Origin of the sequence: Clostridioides sp. ES-W-0018-02, from assembly GCF_020658175.1 — a bacterium.
In the GTDB taxonomy this organism is placed as follows: domain Bacteria; phylum Bacillota; class Clostridia; order Peptostreptococcales; family Peptostreptococcaceae; genus Clostridioides.
Genome location: NZ_JACVVY010000012.1, coordinates 15,791 through 33,503, shown reverse-complemented (window position 1 = coordinate 33,503; position 17,713 = coordinate 15,791). Strand labels below are relative to the sequence as shown.

The following is a 17,713-nucleotide window of genomic DNA, read 5'->3' as shown; positions in this document are numbered from 1 at the left end:
TATATGAGATATTTTTTACCATTGTTTAGATTAGGAATAAAAAGAAGAAGTAAAGATTTTTTTATTTTATTTTATAATATTGTTTTTCCATTAATAATCATAATGTTATTAGGATATTTAACATCAAAATCTTATGGAACAGAATTTACATCATATAACTATTATACTATTGTCACAATACCATTTTGTGTACTTATGGGAATTATTAGTGTTTCATATGCGGCACAAGATGAGAAAATTTCTAGTACATCATATCGCTATATGATTTCTCCTATTTCTATAACAGCACTAGTACTTTCAAAACTTTTTTCTTGTACAATTATACTTTCACTGTGTAATGTAATAACTTTAATGATAATAAAAAGTGTTTTTCAGATAAGTTTTGGTGGAAATTTTTTAGTTATTATTTTTCTTTTAGTGTGTGAATCAACTGTAGTATCAGCGATAGGTTTATTTTTAGGTCTTGCATGCAAAAACTTAGATATACTACGTAATATCATTAATATACCAATAGTGATTTTTGGTTTCTTAGGAGGAGTATTTTTTCCAGTTAGTTCATTAAACCCAATTGTTTCATTAGCAATTAATATATCACCATTGACTTGGGTCAATAGGAGTATAGTTACTTGTATTTATGATAATAATTTTCAACCTATTTTTTATATATCATCTATATTTGTAATGATAAGTATTTTAATTACAGTACTTACAGTTAAATTTTTTAAAAAGGAGGCATTTATATAGTGAACTTAATAGGTATTTTTAATAATAATTTTAAAAGAAATATAAATAAAAAATCAGGATTTTTAGTAACACTCTTATTTCCAATAATTATAGTAATACTTGGAGTAATGGCAAACTACATAAGTAAACCATCTTTTAATATTGGTATTTTAAGTGAGTATAAAAATGAGCAAGTTTTAAATGAATCTGAAAAGAATATTTATACAGATATGGTTAAGGCATTAAAAAGTACTCAAGGAATTGATGTTGAAACTGCAGATTTTAAAACAGTTAAAACTGATATTATAACTGGAAAATATTCTGCTGTTATATATTTTAATAAGGGTAATTTCGAACTTTATTCTATAAAAGATAAAAGTACAAATAATATATTAGAGTATTTAATAGAATCATATAAAGAAGATTCAACACCTATAAATATAAGTAAACTACAAGAAAATACATTAGGGGTTTTGCAAAGAATAATTGCTTTTATTGTATTATTTTTAATGATAACATCTACTATTACAGCATCAATGATTATTAAAGATAAGAATTCAGGTACATTTACAAGAATATTATATTCACCACAAAATATAAGAGGATATGTGTTAGGGAATATGCTATATAACTTTGCAATCACATATTTTCAATATCTAGTTTCTATAACTATTATTAAATTATTTAATATTGATATTAGTATCAGTTATATAAATTTACTTTTAATGGGTGTATGGATATCGGCTTTGGCAACTTCTTTTGGAACATTTGTATCTTTCTTGTTTAATAAAGAGATGTATGCAAATTTATTTGCTACTGGTATATCTCTTATATTATCACTTGTTGGTGGTTCATTTATTCCAATTGATAAAATGCCTACTATGTTGCAAAATATGAGTATCATAAGTCCCATACGATGGTTTATAAGTATTTCCACTTACATGGAAGATGGGAAAGGATGGTTTTCTAATATGAACTATATTTATATTTTAACAGCAATAATAGTAGCTTTAATTTTGTTAACTGTGGGATGGACTAAAAGAGTAAAATATTTAAATAAAATTGAGAACTAAATAAAATTAAAGAAAAAATAAATAGTTATAATTAAAATAAGTAAACAATCACATTATCCTATCAGTGCAATGTGATTGTTTATCCTAGATTATAAATATTATAATACATGGTTATAATACAGATGTTTTTTAGAATAGCCATGTATCAGTATTAAAGCACATTTTTTGTATATCATCAATAAAACAACTTACATGGTATCCATCAGTAGCTGCATGATGTACTGTTATAGAAAGAGGGAGAAGTATTTTTTCATCTTTTTGATGATACTTACCTGATTCAACTGTAGGGAAATAATAATTTTCAAGACCATGATTATGTACAGTAAAGCTTTTAAAACTAATCCATGGAAGACATGAAACAGTATAGCAATTTTTTGGAGGATTAGGTTTTGCTAAAAAACCATAATTTTTTCCATATTGTTCAACATCATTTAAGTAACTCTTATAGAATATTGAAAAATCTTTATTGTATTCTGTCCATATTGATGAAAAAGTTTTATTATCATCATGAAAAATTGCATAGAATGGAGTTAAAGTATCCCAATATCCTAGTTCATTTCCATCATATGCAATCTTTAGTTCTTTATATCGATTTAAACAAGTTGTTACTATATATAGATATGCTGGATAAAATTTGATATTTTTCTTTTTTGTTTCATCAAGTAAATGAGTAATATCTATTTTTATAGTTAAATCAAATCCTACATTTGTCATCTTTGAAAAATAATAAAAATGTGTATATCGTTCCCAGTTTTGTAAGTCAATTTTATGGAATTGTTGTTTACTCATATAAAATCACCATATCTTTTATGAGATTTATTTGATTATCAATATCGTTATCTGTAAGTATTAAAACAGGTGCGGATGTCTTCATACTATCAAGCAAGAACATTATGTGTGTTGCAAGTATTGTAGAATTACATTTTTTAAATTCATTTTTAGATTGTCCATAATCTATTAACTTCGAAAGCATTGTAATAGCTGAGTTATATCTTTTGTTCATATAATCACGCTGGTCTTTTTCTACAAAAGCAAATTCATGGATTGCAAAATCTAGTCCTGAATATTCACTTTGTATTTCTGACTTTTGTTGATTAAGAAAATACTCTAACATTTGCCTAGCTGATATATTTTCTTTGATACTTTCATCTAATAAATTTTTAGCATTGTTTTTATGAGAATTTAGCATATCAATAAAAATTTTTTTTGTTGAATTAAAATGTCTGTATAGACCACCACGACTTAAATTACATGCTTCACAAATATCTTTCATAGTTACATTACTGTAGCCTTTTTCAGAAAATAACCTTATTGAAGTATCAATAATAAATTGTTTAGTTTGCATTCCTTTTGTTGCCATAGATTTTCCTCCTTTGCGACATACATGTCGCTTTTGATTATAAGACACTTGTGTCGCTTTGTCAATTTAAATTTATATAGTATAAAACAGTTAGGTGTAAGATAACTTAATTTATTTTAAATTAAGAAAGAAATTTATTAAAGATAGTAATAATAATATTGACTTTTAAAACTTACATATGTAATATATAAATTACTATCAATTATAATATTTAAGATACATATTTTTTATGAGTATATTTAAAAACAATAGACCAATAAAAAAGTATATAATTGATATATTTATGGGCTTATTTTAAATTTAAAGCTTACATATGTAATGTATTGAAGAATAAGGGGGTTTGTATGAAAAAAAAGATAAAAACAAAGAAATTACTAATCCTTGGAGCTTTAATCTGTTTAGTTACAGTTATTATTGGTCTTGCAATTAATTTTGTATTGAATGGATTTAATAAAATCAAACCAGATGAAGTATTAAAACAGTATATGTCTTTAGCAAATGAAAGACAATATGAAAAAATGTACAATCTATTAGATGAGAAAAGTAAACTAGAAAACAAAAAAGAAGATTTTATCTCTAGAAATAAAAAAATATACGAAGGAATTAGTGCACACAATATAAGTATTGATATTAAGGACATTAAAAAAGATGAAGATGAAGGTACAAAAATAAATTATGATTCTAAAATAAACACTTTAGCAGGAGAAATCTCATTTTCAAATGAAGTATTGTTGACTAAAGACAAGCAAAAAAACTATAAAATAAGATGGCAGTCAAAAGTTATATTTCCAGAACTTGAAAATGATAATAAGGTTCTAGTATCAACACTTAAAGCTAAAAGAGGAAATATTTTAGATAGAAATGGTGAAGTACTTGCTGGTCAAGGTCTTGCATCTGTTATAGGATTAGTGCCTGGAAAGATGAGTAATAATGTAGAAGACCTAAAAAAACTATCTGATTTACTAGATATACCAGTTGAGAAAATCCAAAAAAAATTAGATGCATCTTGGGTAAAAGAAAACTCAATGGTACCTATAAAAACTATTGAAAAAATAGAAGAAAATCCAGATGGATCTGTAAAAGAAAAAGATAAATCATTACAAGAATCATTACTTAGCATTTCAGGAGTTAAAATATCTAATACAGAGGTAAGAGCATATCCACTAGGTGAAAAGGCTGGTCATTTAACTGGGTATGTTCAAAATGTGAATGCAGAAATATTAAAAGAAAAAAAGGGAAAGAACTACAATGTTAATAGCATAATAGGTAAAATTGGTTTAGAAAGTTTATTGGAAGACAGAATACGTGGTATTGATGGATGTGAGATTATCATAGCTGATAGATATGGAGATAAAAAAGAAACTTTAGCAATTGTTCCAAAGCAAGATGGGGAAGATGTCAAACTGACCATTGATTCGAAGATACAGAGTAAATTATATGACCAGTTGAAAAATGATAAAGGTTGCGCAGTAGTTATGAATCCTAAAACAGGAGAGATTTTATCTCTTGTAAGTAGTCCATCATACAATCCAAATGAATTTATACTAGGTATGTCAGGGGATAGATGGAAGGAACTCAATGAAAATGAAAATAAACCAATGTATAATAGATTTAAAGCCAGACTATGCCCTGGGTCTTCTTTCAAACCAGTTACTGCTGGTATTGGTATAACAACAGGAAAGATTAATCCTAATGAAAATTTTGGACATAGCGGTCTTAGTTGGCAAAAAGATTCTAGTTGGGGAAGTTATAAGGTAACTACATTAAAGGATTATGGAAATACTGTAAATATGAAAAATGCATTGATTTACTCTGATAATATTTACTTTGCCAAAGCAGCATTAAAAATAGGTGAAAATGTATTATCAAAAGAATTGTTAAAACTGGGATTTGAAGAAAGTATACCATTTGAATTTGGATTAGCTTCTTCAAAATTTGGTACTGACAATAAATTTGATACAGAAATACAATTAGCAGATAGTGGGTATGGTCAAGGTAAAGTACTTGTAAATCCAGTACATATGGCATCAATATATTCAACTTTTGTCAATGATGGAAGTATGATAAGGCCTTATCTTGAATTTAAAGAAAATCCACAGGCTGAATTCTGGAAAAAAGATGTGTTTTCTAAAGAGTCTGTGAAAATTATTCGTGATGATTTAATTCAAGTTATTGAAAATCCAAATGGAACAGGCCATAGTGCTAAAACTGAAGGAGTTACTATTGCTGGAAAAACTGGTACAGCAGAAATTAAAGCATCAAAAGATGATACTACTGGAACAGAACTTGGATGGTTTAATGCTTTTACAGTTGATGAAAATAGTGACAAACAGTATTTAGCATTAGCTATGGTTGAAGATGTGAAACATCGTGGAGGAAGCCATTATGTTATACCTATTATAAAATCAGTATTTGAAGATTAATATGATGTATTAGAGATTATATTTTTGGCTTATTTTTAGATAAAAGTCAAACTAATAAGAGACTTCACTATATAGTGAAGTCTTTTATTAGTTCAAAAAATAAAATAGTGGCAACAATTGAGGATGTGAGGGAGAGTTGCCACTATTTGTATAGGGTATTATATTATGTTTTTAAGCTAGTTTTACTATCTTCTATGTTTATATAATAAACCTTGTATATGAATTTTATAGAGAATTAATTTGAATATTGTATGAAGTTTTTAAATCTTAAAGAAAAAGTATTAGGTTTTATGTAAATAAATAAAAACTTACATAAATATTTAAACTATTTATAAATAAAATCACATATTTAGAGTATTTATATAGATATGTGTGAACAAATTACAACCATCAAATTTTTTTATTGTAATTTTAAAAGTATATTTGCATTAATTTGTCTTATATATTTTTTTATCATTTAAAATAGATAATGTTATTTTGGCTGCTGTGATACCATTAGAATAATCTTTACTTTGAATGTTTGTTGCAAATAAATAAGTATTTCCATTTTTTTCTACATAGCCTATAAACCAACCATTTACATCTTTTCCATTTATATTAGCAGTACCAGTTTTTCCATAAAGCGATACTCCAGCTTCTTTAGATATCAATAATGAATCTTTTACAATTTTTATATTGTCATCTTTAAATTCAAATTTATTTGTATAAAAATCTTTAAGTAAATTTACCTGTTCAATAGGTGAGATTTTCAAAGAAGATTCTAACCAATAGTTTGATATCCCAGATGAAACATCACAATTTCCATAGTTAATTTTTTTTAGATAAGTTTGTACTTTCTTCATACCATTTTTTTTGTCTAAATCTTGAAAATACCAGTTAACGGAGTTTTCCATAGCAGAAAATAAGTCATGGTCTTTATTCCAAGAATCATTAGTAGAATACTTCCCATCCCAATGAATGTATGAATTATCTCTTGTTATCACACCATTTTCTAATCCCAACAAAGCACTATAAATTTTATAAGTGGAGTCTGGTGAAATTCTCGTTTTACTTTTTTCTTCATTATAAATATGATACTGATTTGACTCTAAATCATACATTACAAAACTTCCATCAAAACCCTTGAAATACTGACTTAAATCTTCATATAAAGTTTGATTACTTGTAATATTATATTTTTCATTGACATCTGCCATAATGGATAGTGTAGGGCTACTTCCAAATACAATTAAAGCTATTATTGTAAAAATTAAAATACTTTTAAGTTTTAAAGCTTTTGACTCAATTTGGAAATCTGTTATCTTTAATATACGTCTTTTTATTTGCTTTTTTGAACCACCAATATCTGAAGTAAGTGTGAGATTAGATGGTTTTGATAGATTGTCTATAAAATTTATTATGGTATGTCCATATTCTATGTAGCTATTCTCATCAAGTCTTTTTAAAACTGAAATATCACATGTAATCTCACGGTCTAATCTCATTTCTTTAAGTGCATACCAGATAAGAGGATTAAACCAATATAATATTTGGAAAAAACACATTAGATAATTTACTAAAATATCTTTGTTTTTAGAGTGTTGTAATTCATGAAGTAAAATATATCTTATGTCTTTTAAATATAATTTAGATATAGATTCGCTTGGTAATATAATATGTGGCCTAAAGTATCCAAATGTAATAGGTGTATTTATAATAGATGATTTACATAGTATAAAATTCTTATCTAAACCTATATTTTCTTTACAGTGCTTAAAAAGTGAAAGTATCTCTTCATCTTCTAAAATTTGTACTGATTTTTTTATATTTCCTATTTTAAAATTACAATGAACTGTAATAATTATCATGGTTGTAATTCCAATTATCCATAATGTTAGCAATAAAATATTTAAATTATCGAAATTAGATTGACTCAAAGATACTGAAAAATCTTTTAATGCATTTGAATTATTAATTATACTGTCTGAAGAGTTTTTTACAATAGAAGTATTTGCTGTATTATTTTCAATCTGAGTAAAACTAGATATATAGCTAAATATATTTAAATGATTAATATATTTAAGCGGAATAAATGGGATTATTAACATTATAAGTATCATAAACCCGATATTGTATTGATACATTGCAGAAATATGTTTTTTTAATATTTTTTTAGCAAGCAAAATTATAATAATTAAAAAAGATAAGGTTATTGTGCTAAGCAAGAATCGAATAAAAAATGGAGCATACATACTTACTTATCCTCCTTAGTTTTCCTTTTATCTAAAATATGTCTTAATTCTTCTATATCATCTTCTGATAATTTATCATTCTCTAAAAAATTTAGTACCATAGAATTAAGTGTTCCATTATAAAAGCGATTTAAAAAAGAACTACTTTCTGTAGATACATACTCTTCTTCTTTAACAATTGGAGTATAAACAAAGACTCTGCTATTTTTTTCATATGCCAAAGCTCCCTTTTTAACCAAACGCAACAACATTGTTTGAATAGTCTTAGGACTCCACTTACTTGTTTTTACTAGCTTTTCAATCACTTCATTCGTACTAATAGGAGCATATTTCCAGATGATTTTCATTACTTGATATTCTGCTTCTGAAATCTGTGGTAGTTTTTTCATAAGATACCTCCTTATACTTACATTTGTAATACATAAAGTATATTATCATTAGTTCGCTTTGTCAATTTTTTTAAATAGTTCATTTTTAGTCATCTAGAAAGTACATGTATTTAAACATAAATAGTATTAATTAAGCTGTATATCTATGACTAATTAATCTGTATGTATGGTAAAAAATTAAATATAAGGATTATATTGACAGTTAAAAAAATGGTTGATATACTTATTGTTGATATAACAACTAAAATGGAGGTATAAATTATGATAATTACAGTTATAAATGGAAGCCCTAGAAAAAATGGGGCAACATCAAAGGTTTTGACTCAGTTATGCAAAGATATAAAAAAAATTAAACCAAATGTCAAAATCAATTTTTTTAATCTAAGTGAAGTCAATCCAGCATATTGCATTGGTTGTTTAAATTGTTATAAAATAGGTAAGTGTATTAATCAAAATGATAAAGTAGAGTATATTCATGATATAATTACTAAGAGTGATGGCGTTATATTTGGTAGTCCAACTTATGGAAGTAGTGTAACTGGTCTTTTTAAAGTGTTTACAGATAGAGCTCATATGATGTTAGAGCGATTATTGTATCATAAACCATGTATAGCAGTTACAACATATGAAAATGCTCGTGGTTCAAAAGCTATTTCTTTTATGAAATCAATGGTTTTAGATTCAGGAGGTTATGTTTGTGGTCATTTATCTGTAAAGGTTGGATTTAATCAAAATCCTATAGTTGAAAGAGTAGAATCAAAGATACAAAAGGTATCTAAAAAATTTGTTTATTGTATAGAGGAAAAGAAAAATCCACCTGTGTTTTCTCAAATCTACGACTTTATTGCTATGAATATTATTTTAAAGCCAATGGCATTTAAAAATATTGAGCAATATAAAGGAATAATTGATAGATGGGAGGCGCAAGGTATTATTTAGATGGAGGTATTATGAGAGATTTTGAGAAATTATATGAAGTTACAAGTAAGTTAATAAGTACTTCATTAAAAGTAAAAGAAGATTTAAAAAAGATGTTTAAGCAAAATGGGTATGATATAACAACTGATCATTATGCTTTATTAAGATTTCTATGGGAACAAGATGGAATTTCTCAAATAGATTTGTGCGAAAAATCATGTAAAGATAAATCTAATACAACAAGAATTTTAGATGTTATGAAAAATAAAGGCTTGATTGTTCGTAAAGTAGATGTTAAAGATAGACGAAAATTTCAAATATTTTTAACAGATGTAGGCAGAAAATTGGAAGAGCCATTAAATAAAATTGCAGATGTATATGCAACAGAGACATTTAAAACTATTTCAGATGAGGAGCTGTCTTTATTTACTGAAGCTTTAGATAAACTCAGTAAATAAGTATAAACTATGTTTTAAGAAGTCTTTTTAACTCATTGATGATACAAAACAATAGAAAGAGGGATAAGGATGAGTTCTAAGATTTATTATTTTTCTGGAACAGGAAACTCTTTAGTGGTTTCAAAGACTTTAAAAGAAATGTTAAATGAAAATGGGGAAGTAATACCTTTAGCTATACATAGAAAAGAAAGACATATAGACGTAAATGAAGATATATTGATAATTGTTTTTCCAGTTTATTTCGCTGATGTTCCTGATATAGTAAAGTTTTTTATAGATAAGTTAAATTTTAATAGTAATACTCATATATATGCTATTGCCACTTGCAATGGGGTGGCTGGACACAGTTTATTTACTATAGATAAATTACTTAAGAAAAAGGGTAAAAAATTATCTGCTGGTTTTTTAATTAATATGCCTGGAAATGCTTTGATAACACCTCCAGATGTTGAAGAGGAAAGATTGAGAAGTCAAACTAATAGAGTAGCTGAAGTTGCAAAATGTATCAATAACTTGGAATTTGGAAATATAGAGGGAAAAAACAATTTAAAGTCACATATAGATAGTGTTGTACTTCGTCTAGTAGGTAAAAACATGCAGATTGCCACCACTAAATTTTTTGCAGAAGATAATTGTAATGGGTGTGGAACATGCAAAAGAGTTTGTCCATTAGAAAACATAAGTATAGTTGACAGAAAACCAAAGTGGGGTAATGAGTGTGAAAGATGTTTAGCCTGTTTTCATTGGTGTCCAAAAGAGGCTATTAATATAAAAAAATCGTTTTTGACAGATAGAAAGAAGTATCACCATCCAGATGTTACAGTAAAGGATATATTTTTAGAAAAATAGATAAGTTTGATTTGTTCAATGATGGACAATATTAAAGGTTAGTGATAAATAATATTAAATAAAAATTTAAATTTACTATAAAAAAAGTACTATAATTATAACTTATGATTTGAAAAGTAGAGTGCCTCAAAGCGTTTTTATGAGGCACTTTTCTATTATTTTATAAGTTCTATCATTTTTTGAATATCTTCTGAGGCCATTTCGAATTTTGATTTTTCAATCAATAAGTTCCCACCAGTCATAATATATGATGGAAATATTCGTAAATTGTCATAATAAAGTTCATTATTACGAAGTTTGTATGTTGAAATAGAAGGAACTGCATTCTTTTTTGTATGTTTTTTAGTAATCATATTAAAAGATTTTTTTGCTACATCTCCCATTAACATTATTACCTTTAGATTACTGAATAATTTAATTTCTTCTTCTAAAATAGGCATGTGCGATTGAATAGTGTCGCGAGTTATTGTATATTCTGATTTAGGTAATTTTACTGCATTGGTTATATATATGCCTAGATTTAAGATATCGTTTATGCTAGATACTTTTATACCTGCATTTTGGAATAAAGGGATTGTATTTTTTAAGTAGTCAGCATGCTCATCTAAACTATAAAAATCATCATTAGGATTACTTGGTACAACTTCGTTAATCATTATAGTTTTTATAGAGTCTGTATCTATTGTTATATTGGGAAGATATGATAAGACTTCATTATCCTCAAAAAGATTATTATTTTTAATAAATTCATTTAAAGTTGATTTTATATTTATCTTCATATGTTTAAGCTCCTTAATTTTAAGCCTTAAATACTATAAAAAGTAATTGTAAAGCAAAAGAATTTTAAAAACATAATAGCACAATAAACATGACAACATAATGTCATGTTTATTAATTAATATCTTATATAAAGAATATCCTTTGAAAAGTTCAATTCTATTTAAAAACATAAATATGCCCTCCAGAAATAATATTAATCTATTACCATTATAAAAGAAATTAATTCTAAACTGTTATAAACCAAAGATAGTAAAATTACATTGACTTGTAAAGTTTTTAGAAGTACGATGTAAATATTAAAATTAATAAATCAATGTTTTTATAATGAAATGTATTAATAAGATTACATAAAGATTGGATGGAGATTTTATATGAAAAAAATGCCAGAAGGAAAAATAAATATAGATACACAGGAAGTATTACAACAAAAAGTTAAAGAATGGAAAGCTGTATATGAAAAATATAGAAGTACTTTAAATGTAAATGCTAAGTCTATTTTGGAATTAGTAGAATATTTGAAACAAAAGTATACACTAAAAGAAGAAGCTTCGGAAGAATTTAAAAATGTAGTCATTAATAATATTAAGTTAAACAAACCTTTTTCAAAAAAGATACCGAGCAATAAAGAATTGAAACCTATTGTATTTACAATTCAAAATGAAGGAAAAGCAAAGACTTTATATGAAAATCAAGAAGAAGTTTATAGTGGTTGTTCTATTGTTGTAGGTATGGAATTTGAAACAGGTTGTGTTTTTGTGGAAGGTAGTAGTGAACTTGCTGATGAAATAACTTCATTTAAAGGATTAGATGAAGATGATATAAATAATTATTATTTAGTAGCAAATTATGTTAGATGTATAAAGAAATATAATCTTATAGATGAATAAATACTTTAAATTAGGCAAATTAAATCTAGCTGACATACTGTAGAAAATCAAAAGAAATAGATAACTGTGTATTTAAAAGTCAATTAATGTGATTTTTCTCAAAATCGTTTGATTTTACAAATTGTATTAAACTTATATACTATTTTTGCTAATTTACTACTTTTAAACCATAAAATATATCAAGATACGAGAGTATATGTAAATATACACCAAATGAAAACATAAAAAAAGACCATAAATAAAGGCGATAGCAATATTTGTGGTCATAAAGATATATAATCAAAAAATCTATAGGATTATAGTTTTAAAAAGATAACTTATTATGTTTTATTTATAGATATTAATTTATTATTATCATTCTATAATATCTATACAATCAATAATATCCATTTTTTTAATTCTCCTTAAAGGAATAAGAGTGGCTATAATACATGCAACTATAGAAACAAGTGTAGCTTGTGAAATCGAAACAATTGGGATATTAGTAAAATCAATTTTTTCTATAGTAGCCATGTTTATTATAATAGCACTGGCATATCCTGCAATTGAACCAAATATAGAAGCAGAGATTCCATAATAACAACCTTCCCATAAAAACATTTTGTATAAACTACTGTTACTCATACCAATAGCTCTCTTAACTCCAATTTCATTAATTCTAGTATTAATGTTTGTATGAGTTGTGTTAATAATGTTTAAAGTACCAATCAAACCTACAAATAGTATAATAGTCCATGCTAAAAATTGTATTTGTTTGAAACTTTCTTTAAGTTGGTTGTCTGATTCAATATACGATATCCAACGAGAACCTGGATTGTTTTTGCAAATTTGTTCAATAGATAATTTTATTTCTTCTAAATTTGATTTATCTTTAGCATAAACATTTATCTGACTGAATCTATTTTTATTTGTTAGGGTGTCATATACAGTATCATATACAATAACATCAATACCATTTAACCAACCATTACCCTGCAAATTAATCATTTTATCTACAGTATTGTATACTTTTAATTGTTTTTTATTAATTGTAATATTATCCTTTGGTTTTAGATTTGTAGCCTTAAATTTTGTATCTGATGTAGAAATAGCAATTGGATTTTTTATAAGACATAGAGAGCCATTTTTGAAATCCTCCAATAAAGAATCTTTTACAGAAGGTATTAATTCTTTAAGAGTTTGTTCATCAACTCCAATAACTTTTAACATTTCAGAACCATTTTTAAAGTTAATATCTGTATTTATTTCCCCTTGTTTATATTCAGAGTATTTGATAAAAGAGGTACGATTGATATTTTTCATGTTAACTATTTTATCTAGCGTAGATTTATCAAAGCCAGGCACTTCATTTATTAAAGAAAAATCTCCTTTTTTTAAGTCACTAACCGATTTGGATACATCTAATACATTAGAAAATTCACTCAGTGCAACAAATACTGTTATACTCATAAATAATGATAGTATAGTTATTATAGTTCTACCTTTATTTCTTTTTAGATTTAGCCATGCTAGATGTCTTTCGAAGTTTTTGATTGGTTTTTCTCGTTTAATCTTAATTTTTCTTTTGATTTTGATAGTGCTACCAGCCATAGCAATTTTAGGAGAAACATGTGAAGCATATATTGCTGATGGTAAAGCCGCAACAAATGAAAATACTAGTGAAATACTAACACTTAATAATAGTGGAATTAAGTATGCTGTTGAATTTCTCTGTATAATCTCAGGCATTTGTTTACTGTCATTTACTAAAAATATATCTGGATTTAAAATATTCGTAACCATCTCAGTTATGCTTTCAGAAGAAACAATTCCAATTATAGCTCCAATAGGTATAGCGATAGCGCATAAAAATAAAATTTGTAAGATAATAATTTTATATAGTTGCCTTGGTTCAGCTCCAATTGCTCTTAAACATCCATACTCTTTGATTTTCTTTGTAACAGAAATTTTTAAAATATTATAGATTACAAGTCCAGAGGCCAGTAGTACTAAGAGTGCAACAAATAAAGATATTATTATAATTATAGACATGCTATCACTATTGGAACTGTTTTTATCTCCTTCAAAGTTAATTCCTAATGTATTTAAATAAACCCAGTTGTATTGAATTGAACTACGAGAAATATTGACTTTTTTGGCTAATTGATTTACAATTTCCTGAAATTTATTTTGTTGCTTTATTTTAAAATCCAATGATGATAAAGCATATCTTTTAGGTAATAGATTTTCTGATGTACCTTTACCTACAACACTATTTACTATTCCACTTGCATAGCCTGTGTAGTCATTTTCTAAAATACCACTTAGTTTAAAACTGGTTTTATAACCATAGGGTTGTTCTGTATCATTTAAGAGTGAGATATTTAAATCCATAGGAATAGTTATACCAAGTTTTGGTTTTATTCCCATAAGTTGTAAGGTGTTTTCATCTAAAGCAATCTCATTTTTATTTTTAGGAAGATTTCCAAACTTTAGTTTCATTAGTTTTGGATAGTTGGAAAGTCCTATTTTATCGTATTCTTTTACAAGTATAGAGATACCTGTATTCTTTATTTTACTAGTACCAAGTGTTGTTGAAAGACCAGCTTGGTAGATTCTATTATCTTTTTTTAGTTTATCAACTTGAGTTTTATTGAGTTGGTGAAAGGATACATGTCTATCACCATTAAAAGAGCGAGCTTGCTCTTTTCTTAAGTTTTGAAGTATGCCAATTGATTGACCTACTACAGTTGTCATTATAGTTGACATTATTATTGCAATAACAATTAATGTAGTCATAAGTTTTTGGTTTTTTTTTGTATAAGAAGAGTGTAAGTCATAAAACTCAATTTTCTCTCAACTTTTATACAATTATATAAATAAAAGTAAATTATAGACAAAAAGGATATAAATATATTTAAAATACTGTGTTAAAAAATAAGATAGATAGACTTATCTATATCTATTATTTTGAATCTCAATAGAAATTATAATTTAATAAAGAAATAAGAATAAAAAATTAAAATGAAATTTCCTTAGAGAAGTTTAATTAGTTTAAAGAAAATATTTAAAGAAAATTTATTAAAACTAGGCAGATTTAAGGGTATTTGTTGAGTACAATTCAATTCGTAGGGGTATAAGGGTTAAATGGATGTAATTTACTATTAAAGAAAAAGATTCCAAAATAAAGTAGGAGTTGCTATGAACATTTTTACTTAATATTTTTATTTGTTCATAGTGGTTGATATAGGAGGAGGATAACTACTAATAAAATTAACTGTAGCTTTGAAATATAAAGCTGTTATGGATTATTATTGTGATATAATAATTGTAAACATAAAATTAAACCAGATATTGGGAGGACTATAGAATATTGGGAAGACTATACAATATGAAGATAGTATTCGCAAAACTGCGAATAGGTGCAGTTCCACTTATCTTGAGCATTGCCCTAATTTTGACAGGTATATTGTCAGTTCGTTCTATCAACAACCTTGAGGGAGATGCACGTGTTATCAATTATACAGGTATTATCCGTGGTGCTACACAGAGACTGATAAAAAAAGAACTTGCTCATGTACAGGATGATAGTTTGATTGCACATCTAGATGATATACTAACAGGGCTTTCTAATGGAAGTGCTGAACTTAATTTAATAAGACTTGAAAGTGAAGAGTATCAATCATTATTAGTAGAAATGAAAAAGGATTGGTCAGATATTAAGGTAGAAATCATGAGTTATAGAGATGGTAGTTCTGGGGACAAACTGTTTGAGATGAGTGAAGATTACTTTAACTTAGCGGACCAGTTGGTAATGGCTGCAGAGGTATATACTGATAAAATCGTTCAAGATGCTCGAAATTTATTGTTTTATATTAATATAGTGTTTATATTGATGGCAGGGCTATGTACTGTTTTTGCTTTCTGCCAAGATAAACGTCGCAGAAGATTGATTGAAGTTGAAAATGAGAATAAACTAAAAAACGAACAGTTATCAAAAAGGTTGCAAGAATTGCTTGTTCCTATAAATGAAATAACAGAACTAATGTATATATCAGACATTGATACCTATGATTTGCTATTTGTCAATGAAGCTGGAAAGAAAACTTTCAATATCAATGACGAAGAGCATTTGAAGTGTTATAAAGTATTGCAGGGATTTGATTCTCCATGTTCATTCTGTCAGAATTCTATTCTAAAAAAGGATGAAAATTATACTTGGGAACATACAAACCCAATCACTAAACGCCACTACTTATTAAAAGATAGATTAATGGAGTGGGAGGGCCGCACAGCAAGAATGGAAATTGCATTTGATATTACTGAAGCAACTAATGAAAAAATTGAACTAGAGAGCCGTTTGAAGAGAGATAATGTTCTTGTTGAGTGTATTCGAGAACTTTATCGCAATCATGAAACGTTAGATGCTACTAATTATGTATTGGAACAGGTAGGAAATTTGTTTTTAGCTGAACGTGCCTACATTTTCTTATTTCATGGTGATAATCTATCTAATATTGCAGAATGGTGTAAAGAAGGTATAATTCCACAAATTGATAACCTACAGGATTTACCACAGTCAGATTTTGCAATGTGGCTCAATGTGTTTCAAAAGCGAGGCAATGTAGTTATTCATGATATAGAAGACTTAAAATTGACTATGGAATTTGAATATGAGATTCTTTTACAACAGAAAATTAAGCGTCTGGTCATGGTTCCATTAGAGCGTAATGGAAAATTAGATGGATGTATTGGACTGGATAACCCCTCTATAAACTTAACGGAAAATGCAGCTACATTTCTTGAAACTCTTAGTTATTTTATTATGATTGCAATGCATAGAAATGAAAATGAGGAAGTTCTTTATCGTTTAAGTTACTTAGACACTCTTACTTCTTTTTATAATAGAAACCGTTATATTCACGATATTGATAACCTTGTGGGCGAAAAAAATTCTATTGGCGTAGTATATTTAGATGTAAACGGACTCAAGGAAATCAATGATAATTTGGGACATGATTCTGGTGATGAGTTGCTTAAAGCATGTGCAAAAATCATTCAAAATAGCTTTGAAATAGGTTCCTACTATCGAATTGGTGGTGATGAATTTGTAATTATTTGCATAGATATAAGTGAGAATGAATTCAATGAAAAAGTTCAAAAATTAAGGAATAATTTTATGAATGATGAATGTAAAGCTGCCATTGGTTCAAAATGGGAAGAAAATTGTGAAAATATTCAATTCATTATAAAAACTGCAGACGAACTCATGTATGCTGATAAAAAAGAATTTTATCATAACCATCGTGCAACAGGACGCTATCGACATAATACTGATGTATTAGAAGATTCAGATAGATTGAAAGAAAAAAATATTTAATAAACAGTTTCAAGTTTATCTGTACATAAATTTATACATAAAGAGTAAAGAAGTTATTTAAGCAGAAGCATTAGTATGTTATTTGAATGATAATGGACTGAGTTAATTGACAGATAAATTTATTATTGTATTATAAAAATTAAATTTAATTAGCGAAATAGATTTTTATGTATTTGAAATGTGTTGTGTAAATCTATCTGATTTAAAAAAATCAGATAGATTATATTTATGTTTAAGGTTGCGTCTTTTTATTAGAATGTAGG

At 26.6% G+C, this 17,713-nt stretch carries 14 protein-coding genes; 8 read left to right on the top strand and 6 right to left on the bottom strand.

The window, feature by feature from the left end; translation table 11 throughout:
• Positions 1 to 3 precede the first annotated feature (3 nt).
• Together IC219_RS18205 and IC219_RS18200 are read left to right on the top strand one after the other, a co-directional pair.
• Positions 4 to 744 carry an ABC transporter permease gene (locus tag IC219_RS18205; protein WP_227831715.1) on the top strand — a complete coding sequence of 247 codons (741 nt, stop codon included), beginning with the start codon at positions 4 to 6 and terminating at the stop codon, positions 742 to 744.
• A complete protein-coding gene (locus IC219_RS18200; protein WP_227831714.1) occupies positions 744 to 1,796 on the top strand; it encodes an ABC transporter permease in 1,053 nt (350 codons plus the stop codon). The genes IC219_RS18205 and IC219_RS18200 overlap by 1 nt, the downstream gene beginning before the upstream one ends.
• Before the next feature lie 129 nt (positions 1,797 to 1,925).
• Here the strand turns inward: IC219_RS18200 and IC219_RS18195 are convergent, their stop codons facing one another.
• Together IC219_RS18195 and IC219_RS18190 are read right to left on the bottom strand one after the other, a co-directional pair.
• Positions 1,926 to 2,585, bottom strand: a complete 660-nt coding sequence (locus tag IC219_RS18195) for a CatA-like O-acetyltransferase (protein ID WP_227831713.1) — start codon at positions 2,583 to 2,585, stop codon at positions 1,926 to 1,928.
• On the bottom strand, positions 2,578 to 3,156 hold the full coding sequence (locus IC219_RS18190; RefSeq protein WP_227831712.1) for a TetR/AcrR family transcriptional regulator: 579 nt from the start codon (positions 3,154 to 3,156) through the stop codon (positions 2,578 to 2,580). The genes IC219_RS18195 and IC219_RS18190 overlap by 8 nt, the downstream gene beginning before the upstream one ends.
• Before the next feature lie 344 nt (positions 3,157 to 3,500).
• Here IC219_RS18190 and IC219_RS18185 point away from each other — a divergent pair, with 344 nt between their 5' ends.
• Complete coding sequence (locus tag IC219_RS18185) at positions 3,501 to 5,579, top strand: penicillin-binding transpeptidase domain-containing protein (protein ID WP_227831711.1); 2,079 nt, start codon at positions 3,501 to 3,503, stop codon at positions 5,577 to 5,579.
• Positions 5,580 to 6,007: 428 nt separating this feature from the next.
• On the opposite strand, the gene IC219_RS18180 is transcribed toward IC219_RS18185, so the two are convergent.
• Both IC219_RS18180 and IC219_RS18175 read right to left on the bottom strand, forming a co-directional pair.
• Positions 6,008 to 7,810, bottom strand: a complete 1,803-nt coding sequence (locus tag IC219_RS18180; protein WP_227831710.1) for a BlaR1 family beta-lactam sensor/signal transducer — start codon at positions 7,808 to 7,810, stop codon at positions 6,008 to 6,010.
• Between the two features lie 2 nt (positions 7,811 to 7,812).
• Complete coding sequence (locus IC219_RS18175; protein ID WP_227435294.1) at positions 7,813 to 8,199, bottom strand: BlaI/MecI/CopY family transcriptional regulator; 387 nt, start codon at positions 8,197 to 8,199, stop codon at positions 7,813 to 7,815.
• Between the two features lie 261 nt (positions 8,200 to 8,460).
• Here IC219_RS18175 and IC219_RS18170 point away from each other — a divergent pair, with 261 nt between their 5' ends.
• From IC219_RS18170 to IC219_RS18160, 3 genes are all read left to right on the top strand, one after another.
• Complete coding sequence (locus IC219_RS18170; protein WP_227831709.1) at positions 8,461 to 9,138, top strand: flavodoxin family protein; 678 nt, start codon at positions 8,461 to 8,463, stop codon at positions 9,136 to 9,138.
• Between the two features lie 11 nt (positions 9,139 to 9,149).
• Entirely contained in the window at positions 9,150 to 9,575 is a 426-nt protein-coding gene (locus IC219_RS18165; protein ID WP_227831708.1) for a MarR family transcriptional regulator, read from the top strand.
• A 69-nt stretch (positions 9,576 to 9,644) separates the two neighbouring features.
• On the top strand, positions 9,645 to 10,424 hold the full coding sequence (locus IC219_RS18160) for an EFR1 family ferrodoxin (RefSeq protein WP_227825130.1): 780 nt from the start codon (positions 9,645 to 9,647) through the stop codon (positions 10,422 to 10,424).
• Positions 10,425 to 10,579: 155 nt separating this feature from the next.
• Here IC219_RS18160 and IC219_RS18155 read toward each other — a convergent pair whose 3' ends face one another.
• A complete protein-coding gene (locus IC219_RS18155) occupies positions 10,580 to 11,203 on the bottom strand; it encodes a uracil-DNA glycosylase family protein (RefSeq protein ID WP_227435286.1) in 624 nt (207 codons plus the stop codon).
• Between the two features lie 372 nt (positions 11,204 to 11,575).
• Here IC219_RS18155 and IC219_RS18150 point away from each other — a divergent pair, with 372 nt between their 5' ends.
• Positions 11,576 to 12,091, top strand: a complete 516-nt coding sequence (locus IC219_RS18150) for a hypothetical protein (RefSeq protein WP_227831707.1) — start codon at positions 11,576 to 11,578, stop codon at positions 12,089 to 12,091.
• A 354-nt stretch (positions 12,092 to 12,445) separates the two neighbouring features.
• Here IC219_RS18150 and IC219_RS18145 read toward each other — a convergent pair whose 3' ends face one another.
• Positions 12,446 to 14,869 carry an FtsX-like permease family protein gene (locus tag IC219_RS18145; RefSeq protein ID WP_227831706.1) on the bottom strand — a complete coding sequence of 808 codons (2,424 nt, stop codon included), beginning with the start codon at positions 14,867 to 14,869 and terminating at the stop codon, positions 12,446 to 12,448.
• A 592-nt stretch (positions 14,870 to 15,461) separates the two neighbouring features.
• On the opposite strand from IC219_RS18145, the gene IC219_RS18140 reads away from it, so the two are divergent.
• Positions 15,462 to 17,450: a sensor domain-containing diguanylate cyclase gene (locus tag IC219_RS18140; protein WP_227831705.1), complete on the top strand. Its 1,989-nt coding sequence runs from the start codon at positions 15,462 to 15,464 to the stop codon at positions 17,448 to 17,450.
• The last annotated feature ends 263 nt before the right edge of the window (positions 17,451 to 17,713 follow it).

Coding starts and splice junctions, on each gene's coding strand:
- IC219_RS18170 (WP_227831709.1), top strand. CDS start 8,461: ATGATAATTACAGTTATAAATGGAAGCCCTAGAAAAAATGGGGCAACA.
- IC219_RS18145 (WP_227831706.1), bottom strand. CDS start 14,869: ATGACTACATTAATTGTTATTGCAATAATAATGTCAACTATAATGACA.
- IC219_RS18205 (WP_227831715.1), top strand. CDS start 4: ATGAGATATTTTTTACCATTGTTTAGATTAGGAATAAAAAGAAGAAGT.
- IC219_RS18155 (WP_227435286.1), bottom strand. CDS start 11,203: ATGAAGATAAATATAAAATCAACTTTAAATGAATTTATTAAAAATAAT.
- IC219_RS18160 (WP_227825130.1), top strand. CDS start 9,645: ATGAGTTCTAAGATTTATTATTTTTCTGGAACAGGAAACTCTTTAGTG.
- IC219_RS18190 (WP_227831712.1), bottom strand. CDS start 3,156: ATGGCAACAAAAGGAATGCAAACTAAACAATTTATTATTGATACTTCA.
- IC219_RS18180 (WP_227831710.1), bottom strand. CDS start 7,810: ATGTATGCTCCATTTTTTATTCGATTCTTGCTTAGCACAATAACCTTA.
- IC219_RS18140 (WP_227831705.1), top strand. CDS start 15,462: ATGAAGATAGTATTCGCAAAACTGCGAATAGGTGCAGTTCCACTTATC.
- IC219_RS18175 (WP_227435294.1), bottom strand. CDS start 8,199: ATGAAAAAACTACCACAGATTTCAGAAGCAGAATATCAAGTAATGAAA.
- IC219_RS18185 (WP_227831711.1), top strand. CDS start 3,501: ATGAAAAAAAAGATAAAAACAAAGAAATTACTAATCCTTGGAGCTTTA.
- IC219_RS18150 (WP_227831707.1), top strand. CDS start 11,576: ATGAAAAAAATGCCAGAAGGAAAAATAAATATAGATACACAGGAAGTA.
- IC219_RS18165 (WP_227831708.1), top strand. CDS start 9,150: ATGAGAGATTTTGAGAAATTATATGAAGTTACAAGTAAGTTAATAAGT.
- IC219_RS18195 (WP_227831713.1), bottom strand. CDS start 2,585: ATGAGTAAACAACAATTCCATAAAATTGACTTACAAAACTGGGAACGA.